The organism is Rathayibacter sp. AC182 (assembly GCF_979253875.1).
The window spans coordinates 772,689-795,051 of record NZ_CEEDEK010000005.1; the positions used below are offsets into that span (position 1 = coordinate 772,689).

Below are 22,363 nucleotides of genomic sequence, written 5' to 3' on the forward strand. Positions count from 1 at the left end.
GCTGACGGCGCCGATCCAGCCGGCGAGCGGGTAGGTGATCAGGAAGCAGGCGTGGGAGAGGAGAACTGCGCGGTGTAGACCGCGCTGCGGTTCTGCTCCGTCGCCGCACGCATCAGCAGCCGCGACGACGGAGTGCCGATCAGCGAGTTCCCCGCGCCGAGGACCGCCCATGTCGCCAGCAGCAGCCACCAGGCGCCCGCCCACATCACGGACAGGAGGGTCATCGCGACGGCAAGGGTGAGGCCGGTGAGCGCGAAGTCGCTGCCGCCGAGCATGACCCTCCGATCGCCGTACCGCTCGATCAGCCGCGGGACGTTGAGAGCGACGAGGAGGGAGCCGCCGCCGTAGCAGGCGAGCGCGAGCGCGAGGCTGGAGTCGTCGAGCGCGAACACGTCGCGGGCGTAGACGACGGTGTCGACCAGCACGAGGGCGGTCGCGGCGCCGACGGTCAGGTTCAGTCCCATCAGGAAGCGCAGCGACGGGGTGCGGGCGAACACGCGCACCCCCGCGGTGGTGCGCTGCCACAGGTTCCCGGGGGCGGCGACCTCGGGGCGGCTGGGGAGTGGTGTGGTCAGGACGAGGATCGCAGAGCAGAGGAATCCGATGACGGTGCCCAGGAAGAGGCTGCTGGAGCTGATCACCGTCAGCAGGACCGCCGCGAGGATCGGGCTGACCAGCGCCTCCGAGGTCGTAGGCGAGACGCGAGAGGGAGAGCGCCTTCGTGTACTCCCGCTCATCCCGGAGCACCACCGGGATGAGCGACTGGAACTGCGGGCGTGAACGCCGCGGACGCGGCCTGGAGGACGAACACGAGGATGTAGATCTGCCACACGTCCGTCAGGAACGGCAGCGACAGGGCGACGGCGGCGCGGATCAGGTCGGCGCCGACGAGGACGACCTTCTTCGGCAGCCGGTGCACGAGCGCCGCGATCACGGGAGCGACCCCGACGTAGGCGACCATCTTGATCGTCAGAGCCGTGCCGAGGACCGCTCCCGCCTGCGCGCCGGCCAGGTCGTAGGCGAGGAGGCCCAGCGCGACGGTCAGCAGGCCGGTGCCGATCAGCGCGATCGCCTGCGCGGCGAACAGCGACCGGTAGGCGCGGGAGCGCAGGACGGACAGCACGGAGGACTCCTGACATCGGACGCCTTCACCCTATACCTGCGCAGGCGTGCAGGTTTTGAGTGCCCCGACCCGCTCCGACGCGACGCCCGTGAAAGGATCGGCGCATGGACGAAGACCGCACCCCGGCCGACCACGACGGCCAGTACGTCGAACTCGCCGTCGAGGTGTTCGCGATGCTCGCCGACGCCACCCGCGTGCGCATCATCCTCGCGCTGCGCGACGGCGAGCGCTCGGTCACCGAGCTCGCGGCGCTGGTCGACAAGTCGCCGACCGCCGTGTCCGCAGCACCTCGCGAAGCTCCGCCTGGCCCGCATGGTCACCACCCGCCACGACGGCACCCGCGTCTTCTACCGGCTCGTCGACGAGCACGCCCGGCAGCTGGTGACCGACGCGATCTCCCAGGCCGAGCACTCGGTCGACTCCTCGCCCCGCCACCACCGCCTCGCCTCGGCGGACCACGCCCACGGGGAGCACGCGAGGCCCGCCCGCGCCACGAGCTGATTCCTCCGGAGCGGAGCAGGACGGGCTTCGGAGGCCGCGCACACCCCGTAACGCGACCACTCGTCACGCCCGCCGACCGCCAGCCGACGCGAAACGGGCCCCCGAGGCCGCGCAGAGCCCGGGTCGCGTCCACTGGACGAACCCGCCGACCGCGACTGGACGCGGAACGGGCCACGGAGCTTCCGCAGAGCCCGGATCGCGACCACTGGACAGACGCCCGGCGCCCGCGAGTCGGCGCGGAACGGGCCACGCGAGCCCGCGCAGTCCCCGGATCACGTCCGGTCGCGCCCCGTCACACCCGCCGGGTCGACGCCCGCTCGATCAGACGCGTCCCGAGCCTCGATGCGCGTCGCGCGGGTGCTCGGCGACAGAGGCACGGCCGACTGGTGCGCCTGCAGGAGCATCCGGAACGCCGCGGCGCCCATGTCGGCGATCGGCTGGTGCACGGTGGTCATCGGTGGAGCGGCCCAGGCCGACTCGCGCACGTCGTCGAAGCCGACCACGCTGAGGTCCCCGGGGATCCCCAGGCCGAGCTCCTGGGCCGCGTCGTACACGCCGAGGCCCATGATGTCCGGAGCAGGCGAACACCGCGGAGGGGCGCGAGGACGCGGCCAGGAGGGTCGCCGCGGCGGCGCTGGCCCGGCGGCGGTCCCAGTCGCAGTGCAGGATCCGGTCGCGCGGCACGTCGAGGCCCGCCTCGCGCAGGGCGCTGGTGAAGCCGTCGATGCGGGCGCTGCTGTAGAGGTGGGTGCGGGTGCCGCCGATGATCGCGAAGCGGCGGTGGCCGAGAGCGAGGAGGTGCTCGGCGGCCATCCTGCCGCCGTTCCAGTTGGTCGCTCCGATGCTCGCGACGTCCAGCGGCGGGCGGCTGATCGGGTCGACCACGACGACCGGGATGTCGGCGGTGGTCAGCAGGTTCAGCTGCGCCGAGGTGGTGTCGACGAGCACCACGATCGCGCCGAGGGACGGGCGGCGCAGGAGCCTGCTGATCCAGTCGCTGTCGCGGCGGGCCACGGTGAGCACGAGATCGACTCCGGAGGCGGCCGCCGTCTCCTCGATGCCGGCCAGCACTCGGCTGATCCAGGTGCCGTCGAGGTGCCCGACGACGACGTCGATGATGCGCGGGGCGTGCCGGGTCTCGCCCCCGGCACGCAGCTTCGAGACGCGCCGGTAGCCGAGGCAGTGCGCGGCCTCCATCACGCGGCTGCGCGTCGCGTCCGAGACGTCCGTTCCGCCGTTGAGCACCTTCGAGACCGTGGGGACGCTGGTGCCGGCCGCCTCGGCGATCTGGGCCATCGTCGGCTTCCGCGCCACGGCTCCGCTGCTCGTCATGCCCACACCGTAGCAGCGTGCGCTTGCGCAACTTCCGGCTAATATGTTCTTGCGGAAGCAATATTGGCCCCGCACTATGGGCATGCGATCAACCGGAGACGCTCCAGGGATTGCGCAACTTGTTCACTGTCGAACGCGACGCCATCGCAGAGAGGTCAGCCCGTGACCCCGAACACCCCCTCCTCCTTCCTCTCCCGCAGAACCCTGCTCGGCGGCCTCGGCGCCGCCGCCGCGGTCGCGGGCCTCGCCGCCTGCAGCCTCCCCCGGAGGAAGCGGCGGCGGCTCCACCCTCGACTTCTGGAACATGCCGTGGAGGAGGCTCGGAGTACACGCCGCTCGACACGAAGATCGCCACGTCGTACACGCCCGCCGACGGCCTGCCCGCGGTCCGCTACCAGGCCGTGCAGTGGTCGAACTTCACCGCCACCTTCGCCTCGGCGATCGCCTCGAAGACCGGACCCGCCGTCAGCAGCGGCAGCGGCACCCAGGCGTTCCAGTTCGCCGAGCAGGGCGCCATCGCCTATGCCGACGACCTGCTCGAGAGCTGGAAGGGCACCGGCCTCTACGACGACTTCCTCCCGGGCGTGCTCGACACGATGAAGACGCCCGACGGCTACGCGGCCGTCCCCTACAACCTCGACATGCGCGTGCTCTGGCACTCGAAGTCGCTGCTCGAGGAGGCCGGCGTCGAGCCGCCGACCGACTGGCAGTCCTACCTCGACGCGTGCGAGGCGCTGAAGAAGAACGACGTCTACGGATTCCGCGATCTCGGCCGGTCCGCAGAGCAACGGCGCGCAGATGCTCGTCGGCCTGATGATCAACAACGGCGGCGGCCTCTTCGACGAGGAGCGCAAGCCCAACGCGGCCACCCCCGCCAACGTCGAGGCGATGGAGTTCGTGGCCGAGATGCTCGCCAAGGGCTACATCGATCCGGGCGCCGCGGGCTACTCGACGACCAACATGTACTCGCAGTGGAAGGCGCGCAAGAACGCCATGGGCTTCGAGGGATCGGGCCTCGCCTACCAGCTGGGCGGAGACCTGCTCGAGGACGTCGTGGTCGGCGATCCGCTCGTGAGCGCCGCCGGCACGAAGGGGGCGCTCTACTTCCCGAACAACATCATGATGTACACGAACACCCCCAGCCAGGAGGGCTCGGAGGCGTTCCTGACGTACTACTACCAGAACATGGCCCCGCTCTGGACGGAGGGCACGGGCATCGGACTGCCCGTGCTGAAGTCGATCGCCGAGACCCCCGAGTTCCGCGCCGACGCCAACGCCTCCAAGGCCATCGACGTCTGGCAGCCGATCAGCCGGACGTGGGCCGCGCCCGGCAACGACGCGCTCTTCGCCGACGTCACGCTCGTCGGCAGCACCAAGCCCATGACCGACTTCGCGCAGGCGCTGCTGTCCGGCTCCTCCTCCCCCACGGAGGCGCTGACCGCGCTGCAGAAGACGCTGACGTCGTGAGCGAGTCGACCCCCGTCCTCGTCGGCGGCCCGTCCGCCGAGGCGGCGCGGGCCGGCGGCCTGGCGAACGCGCGGCGCGGAGTGGGCGTGTCGGGAGGCGGACCCCGCCGCACCCCCGCGCCCGCCGGCTCCCGGCGCCGCCCGGTGCTCACCGCCCGCACGCTGACGCTGCTCGCGTTCGCGCTGCCCTCGGTCTTCCTCCTGGTGCTGATCAACGTCTATCCGGTGGTCTACGCGTTCGTGCAGTCGCTGCGCGACGGCAGTCTGATCGACGCGGGACCGTTCGTCGGCGAGGAAGAACTACGTCGACGTGCTCACGTCGCCCGCGTTCGCCCAGGCCGTCGGCTTCACGGTGACCTTCACGCTGGTGGGCGTCTTCGGCAGTTGGCTGGTCGGGCTCGGGCTCGCCCTGCTGCTGCGCACGCGGATCCCGGCCGGCGGGCTGTTCAAGGTGCTGCTGCTGATGCCGTGGATCGTGCCGGTCGTGGTGTCGGCGACGTCCTGGAACTGGCTCGTCGCCACTCCGCAGAGCCCGCTGCCCGTGCTCGCGAAGGCCCTCGGCTTCGGCGACGTGCTCTTCCTCGCCGACCCGACCCTCGCCCAGATCACGGTCTGCGTGTTCAAGGTGTGGGTGAGCTTCCCCTTCATGATGATGATGATCTCGTCCGCCCTCGCCGCGGTCGACACCAACGTCTACGAGGCGGCGAAGGTCGACGGAGCGACGCCCTGGCAGTCGTTCCGGCTGATCACGATGCCGCTGATCGCCCGCACCACGTACATCTCGTGGATCCTGATGACGATCTTCTGCGTCAACGACTTCCCGACGATCTTCCTCCTGACCGGGGGCGGACCGGTGAACGCGACGACCTCGCTCGTGGTGCTCGCCTACCAGATGGTCTTCCAGAACTTCCAGACCGGACCGGGCGTCGCCATCGCGTTCCTGATGACGGCCGTGCTCGTCGTCGTCTCGGTCGTCCTGTACCGCCAGATCCGGAAGGTGGACGTCGAATGACCGCCCTGGCCGCCCGCCCCTCGCCCGCGCAGGGCCGCTCGCCGCAGAGCCGCCCGGACCGGGGCCGCCCGCACCGCGACCGCGAGGACCGGGGCCGCTGGCTCCGCTTCACCGTGATGCTCGTGCTCACGCTGCTGGTCCTCGCTCCGATCGCCGCCGTGTTCGTGCTGTCGACGCAGCCGTCGCTCGGCTCGACGTCCACCGCCTCGTTCACGCTCGAGAACTTCGAGCTGGTGTTCAGCCGCTCCAGCGTGGCGACCTGGCTCGCGAACAGCCTGGTGATCACGCTCGTGACGGTCGTCGTCTCGGTCGCCGTGGCGGCTCCGGCCGGCTACGTGCTCAGCCGGGCGCGCAACCGCCTCGTCTCGGGCTACTCGCTGCTGCTCTTCGTCGTGCAGTCGCTGCCGGTCGTGACCGCGATCATCCCGCTGTTCATCCTCTTCGCGAACCTCGGCCTCGTCGACACGCTCGCGGGCGTCACCGTCGTCTACGTCGGCGGCATCGATGTCGGTGGCGATCTGGATGATGGCGGCCTACTACGACTCCATCCCCATCGCACTCGAGGAGGCCGCCTGGATCGACGGAGCGAGCCTGTTCGGCTCGTTCACCCGGATCGTGCTGCGCAACTCCCTCCCTGGGCTGCTCTCGACGGCGATCTTCTCGTTCCTGCTCGCCTGGAACGACTACCTGATCGCGGTCGTGTTCCTCCGCGCCGACAGCAACTACACGCTGCCGGTGGGCCTGCAGAGCTTCTTCCAGCAGAATGCGACCGACTGGGGTCCGGTGATGGCGGTGGCCGTCGTCATGATGCTCCCGCCGATCATCCTGTTCGTCTTCCTCAACAAGCACTTCAGCGTCGGCGGCATCGGCGGAAGCCTGGCCGGTCGATGACCCTCCACGAAAGGACACCCATGACCTCCGATCGATCCCGCAGGAGCGCGCTGATCGTGCGCGGCGGATGGGACGGGCATCAGCCCGTCGAGGCGACCGAGCTCTTCGTCCCGCACCTCGAGGCCCACGGCTTCGACGTGCGGATCGAGGAGTCGACCGCCGTCTACGCCGACGCCGACTACCTGCCCACCGTCGACCTGATCGTGCAGTCGATGACCATGAGCACGATCGAGGCCGCCGAGGTCGCAGGGCTGCGCGCCGCGGTCGAGGCGGGCACGGGCCTCGCCGGCTGGCACGGCGGCATCGCCGACTCGTTCCGGAGCAGCGCGGACTACCTGCAGCTGATCGGCGGGCAGTTCGCGGCGCACCCGGGCAAGCACCCGAGCGAGCTGACCGGCGAGCAGGCCGACAACTACCGCCCGCACCGCATCACGCTGACCGAGGCGGCGGCCGAGCACCCGATCACGCAGGGGCTCTCGGACTTCGACCTGGTCACCGAGCAGTACTGGGTGCTGCACGACGACTACCTCGACGTGCTCGCCACCACGACGCAGGAGGTGCGGGAGTGGGACCCGTGGACCCGCCTGATCACCTCGCCCGCGATCTGGACCCGCCAGTGGGGCGCCGGGCGGATCTTCGTCTCGACGCCGGGGCACCGCGTCGAGGTGCTCGAGGACCCGAACGTCCGCACCATCATCGAGAGGGGCCTGCTGTGGGCGTCGCGTTGAAGGTCGGCATCATCGGCGTCGGCAAGATCAGCGAGCAGTACCTCGCGAACCTGCCGACCTTCCCGCAGCTGCGCCTGGTCGCGGTGGCCGATCTCGACCTCGACCGGGCGCGCGCCGTCGCGGCCGAGCACGGCGTCCGCGCCCTGAGCGTCGACGAGCTGCTCGCCGATCCCGAGGTCGACTGCGTGCTCAACCTCACGATCCCGGCGGCGCACGTCGAGATCGGCACCCGGGCGCTCGAGGCCGGCAAGCACGTGTTCGCCGAGAAGCCGCTGGGCCTGGACGCGGTGGAGGCGGCTCCGCTGCTCGACCTCGCGGAGCGACTGGGCCTGCGGGTCGCCAGCGCGCCCGACACCGTGCTCGGCACCGGGATCCAGACCGCGCGCCGGGCTCTCGACTCCGGACTCATCGGCACGCCGATCGCCGCGCAAGTGCACTGGTCGGCGCCGGGGCACGAGCGCTGGCACCCGGCCCCGCCTTCTACTACCAGCCGGGCGGCGGACCGCTGCTCGACATGGGCCCGTACTACCTGAGCTCGCTGGTGCACTTCTTCGGCGCGGTCACCCGGGTCTCGGGAGTCGCGACGCGCTCGGACCGCGCCCGCTCGATCGAGTCGGGTCCGCTCACCGGCACGCCGCTGCCGGTCGCGGTCGACACCCACATCAGCGCGCTGCTCGAGCACGCGAGCGGAGCGACGACGACGCTCACCGTGAGCTTCGAGGTCTGGCGCACCCGCAGTCCGCTCTTCGAGGTCTACGGCACCACGGGCACGCTCGCGGTGCCCGATCCGAACCACTTCTCGGACCCCGTCGAGGTGTCGCTGCGCGACGAGCCCGAGTGGACGGCACTGGAGGACTCGGCCGGAGTCATCGGCACGGGCCGCGGCGTGGGGCTGGCGGATCTCGCCGACGCCCTGCGGCACGACCGCCCCGAGCGCGCCTCCGGACGCCTCGCCCTGCACGTGCTCGAGGTGATGGACGCGATCCTGCGCTCCGAGCGCCGAGGGCGTCGTCGTGCCGATCGCGAGCCCGGTCGAGAGGCCGGAGCCGGTGCCGCTGCAGACGCCCGCGGGCGACCTGCTCGAGGGTGCGGTCGTGACGGGGGAGCCGCGCGTCGCCCTGATCGGCCACGCCTTCATGGGGCGCGCGCACGCTCATGCCTGGCGCACGGCGCACCGCTTCTTCCCGCTCGCCCTCGAGCCGCGCCTCGTCGTGGTCGCGGGCCGCGACGAGGGCCGGACGCGGGCCGCCGCCGCCGAGTTCGGCGCCGACGAGTGGTCGACCGACTGGCGCGCGGTCATCGCGCGCGACGACATCGACCTCGTCGACATCGTCACCCCGGGCGACCAGCACGCCGAGATCGCGATCGCCGCGCTCGAGGCCGGCAAGCACGTGCTCTGCGAGAAGCCGCTCGCGCGCTCCGTCGAGGAGGCCGAGCGGATGACCGCGGCGGCGTCCCTCGCGAGCGGCACCGCGACCTGCGGCTTCAGCTACCGGCGCACCCCCGCGCTCGCGCTGGCGAAGCGCTTCGTCGAGGACGGCCGCCTCGGCGAGATCCGGCACGTGCGGGCGCAGTACCTGCAGGACTGGCTGAGCGACTCCGAGGCCCCGCTGACCTGGCGGCTCGACCGCTCGAAGGCGGGCTCGGGCACGCTCGGCGACATCGCGGCGCACAGCATCGACACGGCGCAGTGGCTGACCGGGCAGAGCATCGACTCCGTCTCGGCCGTGCTGCGCACCTTCGTGACGGAGCGGCCGGTGCTGGCGACGCAGGCCGGTCTGGGCGGGAAGGCCTCGGCGGACGCCGAGCGCGGCCCCGTCACGGTCGACGACGCGGTCGCGTTCACGGCGAACCTCAGCGGCGGTGCGCTCGGCGTCTTCGAGGCGACGCGCCTGGCGCTGGGCCGCCGCAACGCCAACCGCATCGAGATCAACGGCGAGCGCGGCTCGATCGCCTTCGACTTCGAGCGGATGAACGAGCTCGAGTTCTTCGACGGCACCGACCCCGACGACGCGCAGGGCTTCCGCCGCATCCAGGTGACGGACCCGTCGCACCCCTACGTCGGCCACTGGTGGCCGACCGGCCACGGCCTGGGCTACGAGCACGTCTTCACCCACCAGGTCGTCGACCTGGTGACGGCGATCGCGGAGGGGCGCGCGCCGACTCCGTCGTTCGCCGACGCCCTGCAGGTGCAGCGGGTGCTCGACGCGGTGGAGCAGAGCGCTGCGGACGGGTCGCGGATGACGGCCGTCTGACGCTGTTCACAACGAAGGAAGGATGCCGCGGGCGAGCGTCGGGGACGCGTGTCCACGGGCGGCGTCGGGCATCCTTCCTTCGTTGTGAACGCGACCGGCCGATCGCAGGCCGCGGCGAGGCGGGCTTGCTCCTTCCGCAGCGTCATGTGGTGCGCTGGACTCACATCCGCCCGAGGAAGGCCCCCATGCATCCGTCCCTCATCCCGCCGCGTCAGGTCATGATCGGCGACGCCGCCGCGTTCGTCGGCACCACTCCACGGGCCATCCGGCACTACCACGAGCTGGGGCTGCTCCCGGAGCCCGAGCGGGGCGCGGACGGCCGTCGCCGGTACGGCTACGAGCAGATGATCCGGCTGCTGTGGATCCGGCGGATGGCCGAGGCGGGGATCGCCCTGGATGACATCCGCGACGCCTTCGCCGACGCGGCGCCGGCCGAGGGGGTCGAGCGGTGCTGGAGCGGCTCGAGCGCAGTCTCGCCGCGCAGGAGGCGGAGCTGCAGCGGCAGAGGGCCGCCGTGCAGAGCATGCGGGGCAGCGGCAGCCGGGCGGGACTGCTCTCGGACCTCGTGATCCGCCGCCTCGAGAGCGTGCCCGAGGGCTCGATCCGGCAGGCGGACCTCGACACCCTGCTGGTCACCGAGCGGATCTTCGGCCCGCTCGGGGCCGCCGTCCAGGCCGGGCGCTTCCTCGCCCTCGCCACCCATCCGGGTCTCCGGGAGGAGTCGGACCGCGTCGACGCCGCCGAGGAGGCACTCGATGACACGGTCGCCGTCGACGACCCCCGCGTGGCGCAGGTCGCCGCCGAGCGGCACGCCTTCGAGCAGGTGCTGCGGGCCGTGATCGAGGCCTCCGGCCAGGACCGGGACGACGAGGCGCTCTTCGACGAGTGGGACGCGGCGCATCCCGACGGAGTCGAGGGCGCGGACTCGATGAGCGCGGGCTCGATGAGCGCGGTCGAGGCCGTCGGGAGGATGCCCTACGACTTCTCCCCCGCCCGCCTGCGCTGCATGGCGCTGGTCGTCGAGCTGGAGGGCTGGGCGGACGGGAGCACACCGCCGCCCGCGTGACGTCGACGGATCCAGCGGGACGCGCCTCCTCCGTCGCTCAGTGCCCCTGCGCCGCCGAGACCGGCTCGTCCGCCTGCCGCCCCGCGGGGTCGGCGGCGGCATCGAAGCCGCGCCTGTTCTCGACGATCGTCTGCTGATGCTCCCCGACCCAGTCGCCGACGGCGAACGCGACGGTCTGCAAGGAGCGTCCGAGATCGGTGACCTCGTACTCGACACGGGGCGGAACCTGCGCGTACACGGTGCGCGAGACGAGTCCGTCGCGCTCGAGGGCGCGCAGAGTGACCGTGAGCATCCGGCGGGAGATCCCCGGGATCGTGTCGGCGATCTCGGTGAAGCGCAGGCGATCGCTCCCGAGGACGCCGATGACCAGGAGGGTCCACTTGTCGCCGATGCGCGACATCAGCGAGCGGAACAGCTCCGGCGACTCCCCCGAGCAGAGCTGGTGCATGGAGGGCATGGACTCGCTGAGGCGTTCCTGGAGGGCCCGGTCTCGATCACCGTGGGACATCGCTCCTCCTTCGGTCACCCCGGGTAACAGGGCTCGATTGCGGTAACGGGATCAGAGCGTACACAGTTACTGACGGTAACCACAGCGGTTCACCGCCCTGCCACCGGCAGGGAGACAGCCCGGACACGCTCGGATCGCACGAGCGGAGTTCTGCGAAGGAGAAGAATGTCCCTGTTCCGCCTGGACGCCAGCATCCGCATCGAGGGATCGACGAGCCGCGCTCTCGGAGACATCGTCGAGAGCGAATGGCGAGCCGCGCACCCCGATGCCGCGATCGTCCGTCGCCACCTCGGCTCCGACCCCCTCCCGTCGACCTCGTGGGCCGACGCGGTGGCGGGATCGATGACGCCTCCCGAGTCCCGGAGCTCCGCGCAGAACGAGGCTGCAGCGCTGGCTGCCGCACTGACCGATGAGCTCGAGGGAGCCGAGGCGCTCCTCTTCGCGGTGCCGCTGTACAACTTCGGCGTCTCGCAGCACTTCAAGACGTACGTCGACCTCGTGCTCACCGACCCGCGCATGGCTCCCGGGCAGACCCCCTCGATCGCCGGCAGGCCGGCCGTGCTCGTCACCGTGCAGGGCGGCAACTACGCCGCCGGGACTCCCCGCGAGGGATGGGATCACGCGACCGGATGGATGCGCCGGATCCTCGAGGACGTCTGGGAGCTCGACCTCGAGGTCGTCACCCGCGAGTTCACCCTCGTCGGAGTGAATCCGAGCCTGGACCGGTTCACGGACATCGCGGAGGAGCTCCGAGCCGTCGCCGAGGAGCGTGCGGGGCACCACGGCCGCACTCTCGCGGCTCGACGGGCCGCCTGAGCCGCGGCGCCCTGCTCTCGCGCGGCGCCGTCGGGATCCAGCGCGCGGGGACGGTCGCACGAGGCGGCGGATGCGGACGCGCTTCCCGCCGCCTCTCGGCCCCGCAGGTGCCGGGCGAGGAGGTGCACGACCTCACCGCCGGGTCGCACTGAGGCTGGTCCCCTCGCGCTCCACTCCCGCGGGGACGGAGGAGGATGAGCCCATGCGGTTGACGACGAGGACGTCCGGCTCCGGGCCGATCACGGTGGGGCTCGTGCACGGGCTCGGCGCGAGCGGAGCGACGTGGCAGCCGCTGATCGACCGGATGCTCGCGGACGGCCGGTGCACGGTCACCACGGTCGACCTTCGCGGGCACGGCGCTAGCGACCGCGCCGCGTCGTACGGGCTCGAGTCGATGGCCGACGATCTGGTCGAGAGCCTCCCCGCCGGGCTCCACTGCATCGTCGGGCACTCGCTCGGCGGGCCGGTCCTCGTCCGCGCCGTCGAGCGCCTGGCTCCGGCCCGCGCCGTCTACCTCGACCCCGGATTCCAGCTCGCGCTGCCGACCACCGGCCTCGCCGGGCGACTGTTCTGGCTCGTGCCGCTGCTGAGCCTCGGAGTGGCGCAGGTGCTCCGAGCGCGCCGCAGCGGGGCGCCGACTCCCCCTCAGCACCGACGCCCGGGCTCTCGTCGAGGAGGCCGGGGCGCAGTTCGATCGGAGGATGGCGGTCGGGGTGTTCCGCGACGTCGCCTTCCATCCGCTGGCCGCCGCGGCGCCGGCGGTGCTGTCCACCCTCGTGCTGTCGGACGAGTCGCCCTCGGTGATCTCGGACGCCCTCGTCGCCGCGCTGGAGCGGCTCGGCTGGAGCGTCCGTCGCTCTCCCGGACTGCACCACGACCTGCACCTCGAGGACCCCGACCGCACCTTCGAGGCGCTGCGGGACCTGCTGTGACTCCTCGGCGCGCGGCCGGCGTCCTGTTCCTCCTCGGCGCGACCGTCTACGTCGGCGGCGAGGCGATCGCCGCGGCCGCGTTCCCCGGCTACAGCTATGCGGCGAACTACATCAGCGACCTCGGGGTACCGGACGTGGAGGTCTACCAGGGCCGCACCGATCGACTCGCCGCTGAGCGTCGTGATGAACGCGGCCTTCGTGCTGCAGGGCCTGCTCTACCTCGCCGCCGCGATGCTCGCCGCGCTCCCCGGCCGCGCCCGCCCCGCATTCCTCGGTGCGGCGGTCGCCTTCGCCGTGGGCAGCGCTCTGATCGGCGTGGTGCACGGGAGCGCGGCGAGCGCCGCGAGCGGGATCGGCGGGCTGCACGTCCTCGGCGCCGCGCTCGCGATCATCGGTGGCAACGCCGCGTCGATTCTCGCGGGCGTCACGGCCCGACGGAGCGCGCCGCGGTACGCCGTCACGAGCATCGCGCTCGGCGTCCTCGGGCTCGCAGGGCTCGTCCTGCTGCGAGTCGACTCCGGCTCGGCGAGCATCGACCTCCTGCCCGACGGGGTCTGGGAGCGGATCGCCGTCTACGCGATCACGGCGTGGCAGGTCGTGACGGGCGTCGGCCTGCTGCGGCGCGCCCGCTGAGGCGACGACAAGGGCGGGCGCGCTGCTCCGGCGGGGTCGGGAGCGGACGGGCGAGTGGACGCGGAACGGGGTCCCGGCTCCTCGCAGGCCCCGGTCCGCGTCGACTCACGGCACCCGGCTTCACGAGACGACGGGGAACAGGCCCTCGGCACCACCTGGACCCCGGATGGCGTCCACTCACCTCGCACAGATTCCACGAGTGGACGCGGACCGGCCCCTCAGCCGGGCGCAGAGCCCCGGACCCCGGCGACTCCGTCGTCCGGGACGCCCGTGCACCCGGAGGTGTACGGCGGCCACTCCACGACCAGCGACCCCGGCGGCACCGCACCCACGTCCGTGCCGTATCCCGCGAAGTCGCGCTCGACGTACCGGCAGCCCGCCGAGTCGGAGCCGGGCAGCACCCGGTACGAGTCGGACTGGAGCAGGGTCACGAGGAGCGTCAGCGGCACCGCGATCACCAGCGCGAGGAACCCGAGGACGCGGAGGACGAACCCCACCGCCCCGGCGAGGAACTGACCTCGGCTCCTGCTCGGGCGGCGGAGCCTCCTCGGGCAGCAGGAAGAAGCCGACGAGGGTGGCGAGGACCGCGGCTCCCGTGAGGGCCAGCTCGATCTGCAGCCAGGTCGGCACCCAGCTGCCCAGCACGAGCGTGACCCCACCGAGCGCCCCGTTCGTCGTGAGGATCGACCAGGGTTCGAAGCGAGCGGCGAAGACGAGGATCCCGAGCACCACGACGGCGACGGAGAGCAGGACGCCGCCGCGCAGCAGGATTCCGCTCGCTCGCTCGCCCATGGGTCGCTCGCTCCCGGACCGGACGGCTCGTGCGGACGATGTCGGCGGGACGCGCACGGCGGTCGGCACCGTGCCTGAAGGGTAGCCGCGGTCTCGGAGAATCTTGCCGCAACTCCGTTCTTGACGACTGCCGGAGTCGTGTGTACCGTCCAGTTATACGAATAACGGGGACCACGAGGAGGTGGACATGGCTCGACGCACGGCGACGATGCGGCAGGTGGCGGAACGGGCCGGCGTCTCGCAGGCGACCGTGTCCCTCGTGCTCAACAACGCTCCCGGCAACCGTGTGACCGAGGCCACCCGCACCCGGGTGATGGAGGCGGTCGCCGCCCTCGACTACCGTACGAACGCCTTCGCGAAGTCCCTGCGCAGCGGGCAGTCCGGCATCGTCGGCTTCGTCTCGGACGAGGTCGCCAGCTCGCCGTTCGCCGGGCGCCTGCTCAAGGGCGCGCAGATGCAGGCCTGGGAGAGCGGGCACATCATCCTCGAGCGTCGACACCTTCGGGGAGCAGGCGCTCGAGGCGTCCGCGATCGACATGATGCTGTCGTACCGGGTCCTCGGCGTCATCTACGCCTCGATGTACCACCAGGTCCTGGAGGTCCCCGAGGCCCTCGCCGGCGTCCCGACGGTCGTCGCCAACGCGCAGTCGCTGGGCGGTCGCTTCCTCGAGCGTGTTCCCGGACGAGGTGGACGGCGGCTACGTCGCCACCCGGCAGCTGATCGAGGCGGGTCACGAGCGGATCGGCTACATCGACATCCAGCCGCCCGAGAGCACGCTCCCCGCCGGAATCGGCCGACGCGAGGGCTACCGTCGCGCGCTCGAGGACGCCGGACTCGCCGCCGACCCCCGGCTCGTCCGGTACGGAACGGGCGTCGTCGAGGACGGGCTCGCGCTCACCGCCGAGCTGCTCGACGAGCACGACGCCCCCACCGCGATCTTCTGCGGCAACGACCGGACGGCCTGGGGCGCCTACCGCACCCTCGAGGCCCGCGGACTGCGGGTGCCCCACGACGTCTCGATCGTCGGCTTCGACGACCAGGACACGGTCGCCCCCTACCTCGACCCCGGCCTGACGACCATGGCGCTGCCCTACGAGCGCATGGCCCGGGAGGCCGTCTCCCTCCTCCTCGCGGAGAACCGCGAAGAGCCCCGACCCCATCCCCTCGAATGCTCACCGGTCCTCCGCGGATCGGTGGCGAGTGCAAAGGTGCGCGCATGACGGCAACGCAGTCCCCGCCCGGGTCGCCCGACCCCGGCGCCTCCTGAGTCCGAGGCAGCGCCTCGGCCTCGCATCTCCGACGAGCCCTGCGGTCCTGGCAGTTATACGTACTACTGGCTCCCGCCGTCGTCTTCGTGCTGCTCTTCAAGTACTGGCCGATGTACGGCGCGCAGATCGCCTTCCGCGACTACAACCCGTCGCTGGGCTTCTCGGGGAGCCCGTGGGTGGGCCTGGACAACTTCACGCGCTTCGTGACGTCGTTCCAGTTCGGGCGGCTGATCGAGAACACGCTGACCGTCAATGCGCTCGGCCTGCTGATCGCGTTCCCGGTGCCGATCGTGCTGGCGCTGATCGTGAACCAGCTGCAGAGCGAGCGGTTCAAGAAGTTCACGCAGACCGTGCTCTACTCGCCGTCGTTCATCTCGGTCGTGGTCGTGGTCGGGATGATCCACCTGCTGTTCTCGCCGCGCTCCGGCATCGTGAACAGCGCGATCGTGGCGCTCGGCGGCGAGCCGGTGTTCTTCATGGGGTCGCCGGAGTGGTTCCGGCCGCTCTACATCGGCTCCGACATCTGGCAGAACGCCGGCTTCTCGATGATCGTCTACCTCGCCGCACTGACCGCGATCGATCCGGCGCTGCACGAGGCCGCCAGGGTCGACGGCGCCAGCAAGTGGCAGCGGATCCGGCACATCGACATCCCCGGGATCCTGCCGGTGATCACCATCCTGTTCATCCTCGCCATCGGCAACCTCTTCAACCTCGGCTTCGAGAAGGTGCTGCTCATGCAGACCGACCTCAACCTGCCGACCTCCGAGGTCATCCAGACCTACGTCTACAAAGCCGGCCTGCAGCAAGCGCAGTTCAGCTACTCGGCCGCGATCGGCCTGTTCAACTCCCTGATCAACCTCGTCCTCCTGGCGACCTTCAACCAGGTCGCCCGCCGGGCGGGCCAATCGAGCCTGTGGTGACGACGACATGACCCAGACCCTCCGCCCCGAGCCCGCCCTCTCGCCCCCGGACCGCACCGACGGCCCGCAGGCAACCGGCCCCGCCCACCCGCGCACGCTTCGCGGATCCCGTCTTCAACACAGTCGCGATCGGCGTCCTGCTGCTGGCGATCGTCGCGATCGTCTACCCGATGTACTTCATCGTCATCGCCTCGTTCAGCGAGCCGTCCCAGATCCTCAACGGCAACGTCTGGCTCTGGCCCGAGGGCTTCACGCTCGAGGGCTACGCCCGGATCTTCTCGGACGGGGCGATCTGGCAGGGCTTCGGCAACTCGGTCCTCTACACGGTCGTCGGCACCGCCATCAGCGTCGCGACGATCCTCTGCGCCGCGTACGCGCTGTCGAGGAAGGACCTCTACGGGAGGACCTTCTTCCTCCTGCTGTTCATCGTCACGATGTTCATCGACGGAGGCCTCATCGCCCGCTACCTCGTGGTGCGCGATCTCGGGCTGCTCGACAGCATCTGGGCGGTGGTCCTGCCGGGAGCGGGTCGGCGTCTGGAACCTGATCATCGCCCGCTCGTTCTTCGAGAACAACGTGCCCGGGGAGCTGCGGGACGCGGCGCAGATGGACGGCGCCAGCGACTTCCGCTTCTTCTTCAGCATCGTCCTGCCGCTGTCGAAGCCGCTGATCTTCCTGATGATCATGATCCACCTCGTGGCCAACTGGAACGCCTTCTTCGACGCCCTCATCTACCTCGACGACGAGAGCAAGTACCTGCTCCAGCTGGTGCTGCGCAACGTGCTCATCCAGTCCGAGGTCACGTCCGCCGGCGGCTCCGGAGCGATGGACTCCTACGCCGCGGCGCAGCGCCTGGGCGAGCTGATCAAGTACGGAATGATCGTCGTCTCGACGATCCCCCTCCTGATCGTGCTGCCCTTCATGCAGAAGCACTTCACCAAGGGCGCCCTCCTCGGCGCCGTGAAGAGCTGACCCCTCCCCTCCTGCACCACCCGCGGCTCCGCCGTTCCCTCCCGCTGCCCCGCAGCACCCTCCCGCGACCCCGTCGCACCCTCACACGAGAGAGATCACACCGATGAGACACCGCAGTTTCCTCACCCTCACCGCCCTCGGCCTGTCCGGGAGCCTCCTGCTCGCCGGCTGCACGGGCGGCGGCGGCTCCGACCCGGTCGAGGACCGCTCCGCCGAGGCCGGCTTCCACGAGACCGGCCTGCCGATCGTCGACGAGAAGCTGTCGCTGACCTTCGGCGGCACGAAGTCGGCGCTCGCCCCCGAGTACTCGACCATGCAGCTCGTGCAGCAGTGGGAGGCGGACACCAACATCGCGATCGAGTGGAAGAACCTGCCCGAGCAGGTCTACGCCGAGAAGAAGAACCTCCTCCTCGCCAGCGACGACGTGCCGAACGTGCTCTTCAACCTCCGGTCTCACCGACGCCGAGATCGTGCAGTACGGCGAGAACGGCACCCTGCCGCTCGAGGACCTGATCGAGGAGCACGCGCCGACGCTCTCGGGGATCCTCGACGAGCGGCCCGACATCCGCGCGGCACTGACCGCCTCGGACGGGCACATCTACACGCTGCCCTCGGTCGAGGAGCTCGGGATCCTGCAGTACCCGAACTTCCTCTTCATCAACACGGCCTGGCTCGAGAAGCTCGGCATCCCGATGCCCACCACGATCGAGGAGTACCGCGCGGCCCTCGAGGCGTTCACGACGCAGGACCCGAACGGGAACGGGAAGGCCGACGAGCTGCCGCTGTCGTTCCGCACCGACTCCTTCTGCGCGAACCCCCACGACCTGATCGCGGCGCTCGGCGGCCAGCCCGAGAACAACGACCACCGCATCGTCGTCGACGGGGAGGTGCAGTTCACCGCCGACACCGACGGCTACAAGCAGGGCGTCGAGGCCCTCGCCGACTGGTACGCCGACGGCCTGATCGATCCGGAGTCGTTCTCGCAGGACGACGTCGCCTACCTCTCGAAGGGCAAGGCCGACACCGAGATCCTCGGCTCGTTCTTCTGGTGGGAGGCGAAGGAGATGATCGGCGAGGACCGCCTCGGCGACTACGCCGTGCTCGGCGTGCTCGAGGGCGTGGACGGCGAGAAGCGCGCCAGCGTCACCAGCAACCAGGAGATCAACCGCGGGGCGATGGCCATCACCCGCTCCAACGAGTACCCCGCCGCCACCATGCGCTGGGCCGACCGCCTCTTCGACCCCGAGATGAGCGCTCAGACCAGCTGGGGCCCGATCGGCACGACGCTCGAGAAGGACGCCTCCGGGATGCTCGTGCAGATCCCCGCCGCGGCCGGAGAGGCCGAGGGCGAGCGCCGGCAGAAGGTCGCCCCCGGCGGCCCGAAGATCACCACCGAGGAGGACTTCGCGACCGTCGTGGCTCCGGAGCCGCGCGCGAAGGAGCGCCAGGACCTCGTGAACGAGTACTACCTCCCGTTCAAGGCGAACGACGCCTACCCGCCGGTGCTGCTCTCGAACGACGAGCTCGACCGCGTCTCGTACGCCCTCACCGACATCAACACGCTGGTGAAGGAGAAGTTCGCGGCCTGGATCGTCAACGGCACCGTCGAGGACGAGTGGGACTCCTACGTCTCGCAGCTCGAGTCGATGGGCGTCGAGGACGTCACGGCCACGTACCAGGAGGCGTACGACCGCTTCCAGAGCGGCGGCGAGTAGTCCCGGAGGCGCGGGCGGACGTCCGTCCGCGCCTCCCCTCCCTCCCCGCGCTTCGCCGACCGGCCGCACCGACCCCTCGCACCCAGGAGCCCCTGTGACCCTCACCACGACCACCGACGCCTGGCGTCCGTCCGCGCACTTCACCGCCCGCGACACCTGGCTGAACGACCCCAACGGACTGCTCTTCCACAACGGCGTCTACCACCTGTTCTTCCAGAACAACCCGACCGGCAGCACCTGGGGCAACATGTCGTGGGGCCACGCGACCTCGACCGATCTCGTGTCGTGGGAGGAGCAGCCCGTCGCGATCCCCGCCCTCGACGGCGAGATGGCCTTCTCGGGTAGCGCGGTCGCCGACGTCCGCAACACCGCGGGCTTCGCGGGGCCGGGCGAGACCGCCCTCGTCGCGGTCTACACCGCCGCCCGTGCGCCGGGTGCCGACGGCACGGGCGCCTCCCAGGCGCAGGCGCTCGCCTTCAGCGTCGACGACGGGCGCACGTGGACGCGGTACGCCGGCAACCCGGTGCTCGACATCGGCTCGGCCGAGTTCCGCGACCCGAAGGTGTTCCGGTTCGGCGGGGACGACGGCCACTGGGTGATGGTGGCCGTCGAGGCCGTCGACCGCCGCGTCGTCGTCTACACCTCGGACGATCTGAAGGAGTGGACCCGGCGCTCGCACTTCGGCCCCGCGCACGCCGTCGGCGGCGTCTGGGAGTGCCCCGACCTGTTCCCCTGCGCGTGCGCGGCACGGACGAGGTCCGCTGGCTGATGATCGTGAGCCTCAACCCGGGCGGCATCGCGGGCGGGTCCGGCAGCCAGTACTTCGTCGGCCGCTTCGACGGCGAGCGGTTCACGGCCGACCGGATCAGCGACTCCGACGACCCGGCCGACTACGACTGGCTCGACTACGGCCGCGACTACTACGCCGCCGTCTCGTTCAACGACGCCCCGGACGACCGCCGCCTCACCATCGCGTGGGCGAGCAACTGGGACTACGCGAACGAGACGCCGACCGGCTCCTGGCGCTCGTCGATGTCGCTCGTGCGCGAGCTCGACCTGGTCGCGGGAGCCGACGGCCGCCTCGCCCTGGCGCAGCGTCCGATCCTGCCCGCCTCCTCCGCTCTGCGCGTCTTCGACGTCGACGTCCCGCGCCGGCCCGGTGACCGCACGGAGCTGCGCCTGCTCACCGACGCGACGGACGAGGTGGTGATCCTCACGGTCGACGCCGACGAGGGGGTCCTCACCTGCGACCGGACCCGGAGCGGAGCCGTGGACTTCGCGGCCTCGTTCCCGTCGGTCGACTGGGCCCCGCTGCCTCCTCGCGGGGACGCGGACCGCGTGTCGATCCGGATCGTCGTCGATGCGACGGTGCTCGAGGTGTTCCTCGGCGGCGGGCTGAGCACGCTGACCCAGCTCGTGTTCCCGTCGGCTCCGTTCACGATGCTGCAGGTGCGCCCAGCGGCGGAGTGAGCGGCGGGCTCGCGCGCGGGCCCCGGACCTGCACGGCCCGCCCGCTTCCGCGCGAGTGGACGCGGAGCGGGCGCTGAGGCCGGCGCAGGGCCCGGAACGCGTCCCGTCGGAGCCGGCCCGAGCCGTGAGTGGACGCGGAACGGGCACTGGACTCCCCGCAGGGCCCGGGGCGCGACCACTCGTGCGTCAGGGGCGCCCGCCCCGGGACGACGGACGGCCGATCCCCTCCGACCCGAACGGAGGGAACCGGTCCCTGGAGCCCCGCCCGCGCGCCGGCCTCGATGGGCGGACGCGGGGCGGGGAGTGCTCGCTAGAAGACCTGCCACTCCTTGATGCCCAGGCTCCCCTTGCCCGAGACGGTGCCGCGGGCGGTCAGCAGCAGGCGCAGTCGCGTGGTGCTGACGGGCGCGAACGTCACCGTGTTCCAGCCGTTCGCCGCGGTGCCGTAGGCGCTCGGCGAGCCCACCGGCCGCCACGCCGCTCCGTCCCAGTACTCGGCGCTCCACGACGCGGGCACCGAGATGCCCGTGCCGGAGGCATCGAGGTTGTCGACGAAGTACGTCGCGAGGCGGCGGACCGTGGTCGCGGCGCCCCAGGTGTACTGCACCCACTGCGGCCCGACCTGCGGGTAGGCGCCCCAGGTCGTGGCGTTGTCGTCGGGGACGACGTCGCGCGAGGTCTGCGGCTCGGAGCCGTCGTTCAGACCGGTCACCCGGTTCCAGCTCGCGGTGAAGGACGCGGCCGCGGTGGCGGTGGCCGCGACGTTCGCGTCGCGGACGATCCGCACGACCGGGGCGGCCGCGCTCGTGGCCGGCACCGCGACCCGCACCGGCGAGCGGCCGTCGCTGCGGACGGTGGCGACCGCGGCTCCGCCGTCGACCGTCACCGAACAGCTCCCGGCGGGCAGGTTGACGAGGTCGATCCGCGGAGCGAAGCCCGCGCCGCGGGTGTTGCGCAGCGTGAGCCGGATGTCGGCTCCGCGCTGCTGGATCTCGGCGCGGGTGTAGGTGCCGCGCTCGATCCGGATGTCGAGCTTGCCGAGGGTGAAGAGCGTCATCCGGCGGCGGACGCCGTCCTTCGGGACGAGCACGATGCCCGTCGCCGTCGTCGTCATGTCAGCGCCGTACGCGTAGGGGCCGACGATCGGGTCGTCGACGACCGACACCGTCGCGGTGCGCAGTCCGCCCCAGAAGCCCAGCGCCGCCTCGCCCGACCAGGCCCACCAGCCGTCGAGGATCGGCATGAAGCCGTACTCGTTGGTGCCCTTCTCGCTCTGGTAGATCCACGACGCGGCGCCGATGTTGCCGGCGAGCGGGCTGATCTGACCGGAGTTGATGTTCGCCCAGCCCGAGAAGTAGGCGCCGTTGGTCGAGCGCACCGAGTCGGCGAAGTCGCGGCTCGCCGTGTCGCCGTAGGTGAGGAGGTAGTCGTGCTGCTGCCACGCTCCGAGCTGGCACTCGTAGCCGAGGTTCCACCACGACTCGCCCATGTGCCGGTTGTCGGAGCCGTAGAAGTACCAGAGCGGCTGCATCCCGCGGCAGGTCAGCGAGGCCTTCTGCACCTTGTCGGCGAGCGCCCGGTTGCCGTACTTCTTCGCCAGCAGGTACGAGACCTCGAACCCGGTCGTGTCGATGCTCATCTCGGAGCCGAACGGGTACTTCTCGGCGAAGAAGAAGTCGCGCTTGGGGAGGAGGAAGCGCTCGATCGCGTCGGCGTCCGCCGCCATCCCCTCGGCGCGCAGCGCGGCGATGATGTCGGGGTAGGTGTGCTCGCCCATCATCCCGTGCTTGATCGCGCCGTCCCCGATCGGGCTGGGCAGCGGGATCTTCGTGAACATCGCCTCGAGCGTCTTGAACGCGAGCCGGAGGTACTCGGACGCCGACCGCCTGGTCAGCGTCGGCTGCCCCTGCGCGATCCGGTACATCGCGTAGTACGTGTTCGCGATGTGGATGTAGTTGTAGG

Annotated in this window: 25 protein-coding genes and 5 pseudogenes; 22 read left to right on the top strand and 8 right to left on the bottom strand. The window is 71.1% G+C overall.

Annotation, left to right across the window (positions count from 1 at the left end; all coding sequences use genetic code 11):
• Positions 1–38: 38 nt before the first annotated feature.
• Both AC0CII_RS14800 and AC0CII_RS14805 read right to left on the bottom strand, forming a co-directional pair.
• Positions 39–737, bottom strand: coding sequence for an MFS transporter (locus tag AC0CII_RS14800; RefSeq protein WP_465229896.1), 699 nt, complete (start codon positions 735–737; stop codon positions 39–41).
• Complete coding sequence (locus AC0CII_RS14805) at positions 734–1,123, bottom strand: hypothetical protein (protein WP_465229897.1); 390 nt, start codon at positions 1,121–1,123, stop codon at positions 734–736. The genes AC0CII_RS14800 and AC0CII_RS14805 overlap by 4 nt, the downstream gene beginning before the upstream one ends.
• Positions 1,124–1,227: 104 nt before the next feature.
• Here AC0CII_RS14805 and AC0CII_RS14810 point away from each other — a divergent pair.
• Positions 1,228–1,624, top strand: a pseudogene (locus AC0CII_RS14810) (ArsR/SmtB family transcription factor).
• A 272-nt stretch (positions 1,625–1,896) separates the two neighbouring features.
• Here the strand turns inward: AC0CII_RS14810 and AC0CII_RS14815 are convergent.
• Together AC0CII_RS14815 and AC0CII_RS14820 are read right to left on the bottom strand one after the other, a co-directional pair.
• On the bottom strand, positions 1,897–2,190 hold the full coding sequence (locus tag AC0CII_RS14815) for a substrate-binding domain-containing protein (RefSeq protein WP_465229898.1): 294 nt from the start codon (positions 2,188–2,190) through the stop codon (positions 1,897–1,899).
• 10 nt (positions 2,191–2,200) lie between these two features.
• A pseudogene (locus tag AC0CII_RS14820) lies at positions 2,201–3,040 on the bottom strand (LacI family DNA-binding transcriptional regulator); the annotation flags it as partial.
• Positions 3,041–3,357: 317 nt separating this feature from the next.
• Here AC0CII_RS14820 and AC0CII_RS14825 point away from each other — a divergent pair.
• The 9 genes and pseudogenes from AC0CII_RS14825 to AC0CII_RS14865 all read left to right on the top strand — a co-directional run.
• Positions 3,358–3,654, top strand: a pseudogene (locus AC0CII_RS14825) (extracellular solute-binding protein); the annotation flags it as partial.
• Positions 3,655–3,754: 100 nt separating this feature from the next.
• A complete protein-coding gene (locus AC0CII_RS14830) occupies positions 3,755–4,423 on the top strand; it encodes a type 2 periplasmic-binding domain-containing protein (protein ID WP_465229899.1) in 669 nt (222 codons plus the stop codon).
• 309 nt (positions 4,424–4,732) lie between these two features.
• Positions 4,733–5,434, top strand: coding sequence for a carbohydrate ABC transporter permease (locus AC0CII_RS14835; RefSeq protein WP_465229900.1), 702 nt, complete (start codon positions 4,733–4,735; stop codon positions 5,432–5,434).
• A gap of 525 nt (positions 5,435–5,959) precedes the next feature.
• Entirely contained in the window at positions 5,960–6,325 is a 366-nt protein-coding gene (locus tag AC0CII_RS14840; RefSeq protein ID WP_465230932.1) for a carbohydrate ABC transporter permease, read from the top strand.
• Positions 6,326–6,345: 20 nt separating this feature from the next.
• The gene (locus AC0CII_RS14845) at positions 6,346–7,053 is read left to right on the top strand and encodes a ThuA domain-containing protein (RefSeq protein WP_465227243.1); all 708 of its coding nucleotides are present in this window, start codon (positions 6,346–6,348) and stop codon (positions 7,051–7,053) included.
• Positions 7,038–8,120, top strand: a pseudogene (locus AC0CII_RS14850) (Gfo/Idh/MocA family protein); the annotation flags it as partial. The gene AC0CII_RS14845 and the pseudogene AC0CII_RS14850, both read left to right, overlap by 16 nt.
• A gap of 27 nt (positions 8,121–8,147) precedes the next feature.
• Complete coding sequence (locus AC0CII_RS14855; RefSeq protein WP_465230933.1) at positions 8,148–9,308, top strand: Gfo/Idh/MocA family protein; 1,161 nt, start codon at positions 8,148–8,150, stop codon at positions 9,306–9,308.
• A 185-nt stretch (positions 9,309–9,493) separates the two neighbouring features.
• The gene (locus AC0CII_RS14860; protein ID WP_465227240.1) at positions 9,494–9,877 is read left to right on the top strand and encodes a MerR family transcriptional regulator; all 384 of its coding nucleotides are present in this window, start codon (positions 9,494–9,496) and stop codon (positions 9,875–9,877) included.
• On the top strand, positions 9,832–10,374 hold the full coding sequence (locus tag AC0CII_RS14865; protein WP_465229901.1) for a hypothetical protein: 543 nt from the start codon (positions 9,832–9,834) through the stop codon (positions 10,372–10,374). The genes AC0CII_RS14860 and AC0CII_RS14865 overlap by 46 nt, the downstream gene beginning before the upstream one ends.
• 37 nt (positions 10,375–10,411) lie before the next feature.
• Here the strand turns inward: AC0CII_RS14865 and AC0CII_RS14870 are convergent, their stop codons facing one another.
• Complete coding sequence (locus tag AC0CII_RS14870; protein WP_207404092.1) at positions 10,412–10,831, bottom strand: winged helix-turn-helix transcriptional regulator; 420 nt, start codon at positions 10,829–10,831, stop codon at positions 10,412–10,414.
• A 216-nt stretch (positions 10,832–11,047) separates the two neighbouring features.
• On the opposite strand from AC0CII_RS14870, the gene AC0CII_RS14875 reads away from it, so the two are divergent.
• Complete coding sequence (locus AC0CII_RS14875; RefSeq protein WP_207404090.1) at positions 11,048–11,698, top strand: FMN-dependent NADH-azoreductase; 651 nt, start codon at positions 11,048–11,050, stop codon at positions 11,696–11,698.
• Between the two features lie 132 nt (positions 11,699–11,830).
• Here the strand turns inward: AC0CII_RS14875 and AC0CII_RS14880 are convergent, their stop codons facing one another.
• Positions 11,831–12,034, bottom strand: a complete 204-nt coding sequence (locus tag AC0CII_RS14880) for a hypothetical protein (protein WP_465228153.1) — start codon at positions 12,032–12,034, stop codon at positions 11,831–11,833.
• Between AC0CII_RS14880 and AC0CII_RS14885 the strand changes: the two are divergent.
• From AC0CII_RS14885 to AC0CII_RS14895, 3 genes and pseudogenes are all read left to right on the top strand, one after another.
• Positions 12,003–12,128 (top strand): annotated as a pseudogene (locus AC0CII_RS14885) (alpha/beta fold hydrolase); the annotation flags it as partial. The gene AC0CII_RS14880 and the pseudogene AC0CII_RS14885 sit on opposite strands and share 32 nt — an antisense overlap.
• 271 nt (positions 12,129–12,399) lie before the next feature.
• Positions 12,400–12,630 carry a type II toxin-antitoxin system HicA family toxin gene (locus AC0CII_RS14890; protein ID WP_465229902.1) on the top strand — a complete coding sequence of 77 codons (231 nt, stop codon included), beginning with the start codon at positions 12,400–12,402 and terminating at the stop codon, positions 12,628–12,630.
• Positions 12,631–12,813: 183 nt separating this feature from the next.
• Complete coding sequence (locus tag AC0CII_RS14895; protein WP_465230934.1) at positions 12,814–13,263, top strand: DUF998 domain-containing protein; 450 nt, start codon at positions 12,814–12,816, stop codon at positions 13,261–13,263.
• Positions 13,264–13,481: 218 nt separating this feature from the next.
• Here AC0CII_RS14895 and AC0CII_RS14900 read toward each other — a convergent pair whose 3' ends face one another.
• Positions 13,482–13,922, bottom strand: coding sequence for a hypothetical protein (locus AC0CII_RS14900; RefSeq protein WP_465229903.1), 441 nt, complete (start codon positions 13,920–13,922; stop codon positions 13,482–13,484).
• Positions 13,923–14,242: 320 nt separating this feature from the next.
• On the opposite strand from AC0CII_RS14900, the gene AC0CII_RS14905 reads away from it, so the two are divergent.
• The 8 genes from AC0CII_RS14905 (at position 14,243) to AC0CII_RS14940 (ending at position 20,401) form a co-directional block, all read left to right on the top strand.
• The gene (locus AC0CII_RS14905) at positions 14,243–14,776 is read left to right on the top strand and encodes a LacI family DNA-binding transcriptional regulator (RefSeq protein WP_465229904.1); all 534 of its coding nucleotides are present in this window, start codon (positions 14,243–14,245) and stop codon (positions 14,774–14,776) included.
• Positions 14,728–15,276, top strand: coding sequence for a substrate-binding domain-containing protein (locus tag AC0CII_RS14910; protein ID WP_465229905.1), 549 nt, complete (start codon positions 14,728–14,730; stop codon positions 15,274–15,276). Before AC0CII_RS14905 ends, AC0CII_RS14910 begins: the two co-directional genes overlap by 49 nt.
• Before the next feature lie 134 nt (positions 15,277–15,410).
• Positions 15,411–16,244 (top strand): ABC transporter permease, encoded by an 834-nt coding sequence (locus tag AC0CII_RS14915; RefSeq protein ID WP_465229906.1) that lies wholly within the window; start codon positions 15,411–15,413, stop codon positions 16,242–16,244.
• A 7-nt stretch (positions 16,245–16,251) separates the two neighbouring features.
• Entirely contained in the window at positions 16,252–16,791 is a 540-nt protein-coding gene (locus tag AC0CII_RS14920; RefSeq protein ID WP_465229907.1) for a hypothetical protein, read from the top strand.
• 29 nt (positions 16,792–16,820) lie between these two features.
• Positions 16,821–17,216 carry an ABC transporter permease subunit gene (locus AC0CII_RS14925; protein WP_465229908.1) on the top strand — a complete coding sequence of 132 codons (396 nt, stop codon included), beginning with the start codon at positions 16,821–16,823 and terminating at the stop codon, positions 17,214–17,216.
• A 470-nt stretch (positions 17,217–17,686) separates the two neighbouring features.
• Positions 17,687–18,931, top strand: a complete 1,245-nt coding sequence (locus tag AC0CII_RS14930) for a type 2 periplasmic-binding domain-containing protein (protein WP_465229909.1) — start codon at positions 17,687–17,689, stop codon at positions 18,929–18,931.
• Between the two features lie 94 nt (positions 18,932–19,025).
• Positions 19,026–19,700 (top strand): glycoside hydrolase family 32 protein, encoded by a 675-nt coding sequence (locus AC0CII_RS14935; RefSeq protein ID WP_465229910.1) that lies wholly within the window; start codon positions 19,026–19,028, stop codon positions 19,698–19,700.
• Positions 19,700–20,401 carry a GH32 C-terminal domain-containing protein gene (locus AC0CII_RS14940; RefSeq protein ID WP_465229911.1) on the top strand — a complete coding sequence of 234 codons (702 nt, stop codon included), beginning with the start codon at positions 19,700–19,702 and terminating at the stop codon, positions 20,399–20,401. The genes AC0CII_RS14935 and AC0CII_RS14940 overlap by 1 nt, the downstream gene beginning before the upstream one ends.
• A gap of 310 nt (positions 20,402–20,711) precedes the next feature.
• Here the strand turns inward: AC0CII_RS14940 and AC0CII_RS14945 are convergent, their stop codons facing one another.
• Positions 20,712–22,325 carry a DUF5695 domain-containing protein gene (locus AC0CII_RS14945; protein WP_465229912.1) on the bottom strand — a complete coding sequence of 538 codons (1,614 nt, stop codon included), beginning with the start codon at positions 22,323–22,325 and terminating at the stop codon, positions 20,712–20,714.
• Positions 22,326–22,363 lie beyond the last annotated feature (38 nt).

What these genes read in the sequence shown, in the direction of transcription:
- AC0CII_RS14800 (WP_465229896.1), bottom strand. Translation starts at nt 737, where the DNA reads ATGAGCGGGAGTACACGAAGGCGCTCTCCCTCTCGCGTCTCGCCTACG.
- AC0CII_RS14815 (WP_465229898.1), bottom strand. Translation starts at nt 2,190, where the DNA reads ATGGGCCTCGGCGTGTACGACGCGGCCCAGGAGCTCGGCCTGGGGATC.
- AC0CII_RS14830 (WP_465229899.1), top strand. Translation starts at nt 3,755, where the DNA reads ATGCTCGTCGGCCTGATGATCAACAACGGCGGCGGCCTCTTCGACGAG.
- AC0CII_RS14840 (WP_465230932.1), top strand. Translation starts at nt 5,960, where the DNA reads ATGGCGGCCTACTACGACTCCATCCCCATCGCACTCGAGGAGGCCGCC.
- AC0CII_RS14845 (WP_465227243.1), top strand. Translation starts at nt 6,346, where the DNA reads ATGACCTCCGATCGATCCCGCAGGAGCGCGCTGATCGTGCGCGGCGGA.
- AC0CII_RS14860 (WP_465227240.1), top strand. Translation starts at nt 9,494, where the DNA reads ATGCATCCGTCCCTCATCCCGCCGCGTCAGGTCATGATCGGCGACGCC.
- AC0CII_RS14865 (WP_465229901.1), top strand. Translation starts at nt 9,832, where the DNA reads ATGCGGGGCAGCGGCAGCCGGGCGGGACTGCTCTCGGACCTCGTGATC.
- AC0CII_RS14870 (WP_207404092.1), bottom strand. Translation starts at nt 10,831, where the DNA reads ATGCCCTCCATGCACCAGCTCTGCTCGGGGGAGTCGCCGGAGCTGTTC.
- AC0CII_RS14875 (WP_207404090.1), top strand. Translation starts at nt 11,048, where the DNA reads ATGTCCCTGTTCCGCCTGGACGCCAGCATCCGCATCGAGGGATCGACG.
- AC0CII_RS14890 (WP_465229902.1), top strand. Translation starts at nt 12,400, where the DNA reads ATGGCGGTCGGGGTGTTCCGCGACGTCGCCTTCCATCCGCTGGCCGCC.
- AC0CII_RS14895 (WP_465230934.1), top strand. Translation starts at nt 12,814, where the DNA reads ATGAACGCGGCCTTCGTGCTGCAGGGCCTGCTCTACCTCGCCGCCGCG.
- AC0CII_RS14905 (WP_465229904.1), top strand. Translation starts at nt 14,243, where the DNA reads ATGGCTCGACGCACGGCGACGATGCGGCAGGTGGCGGAACGGGCCGGC.
- AC0CII_RS14920 (WP_465229907.1), top strand. Translation starts at nt 16,252, where the DNA reads ATGACCCAGACCCTCCGCCCCGAGCCCGCCCTCTCGCCCCCGGACCGC.
- AC0CII_RS14940 (WP_465229911.1), top strand. Translation starts at nt 19,700, where the DNA reads ATGATCGTGAGCCTCAACCCGGGCGGCATCGCGGGCGGGTCCGGCAGC.
- AC0CII_RS14945 (WP_465229912.1), bottom strand. Translation starts at nt 22,325, where the DNA reads ATGTACCGGATCGCGCAGGGGCAGCCGACGCTGACCAGGCGGTCGGCG.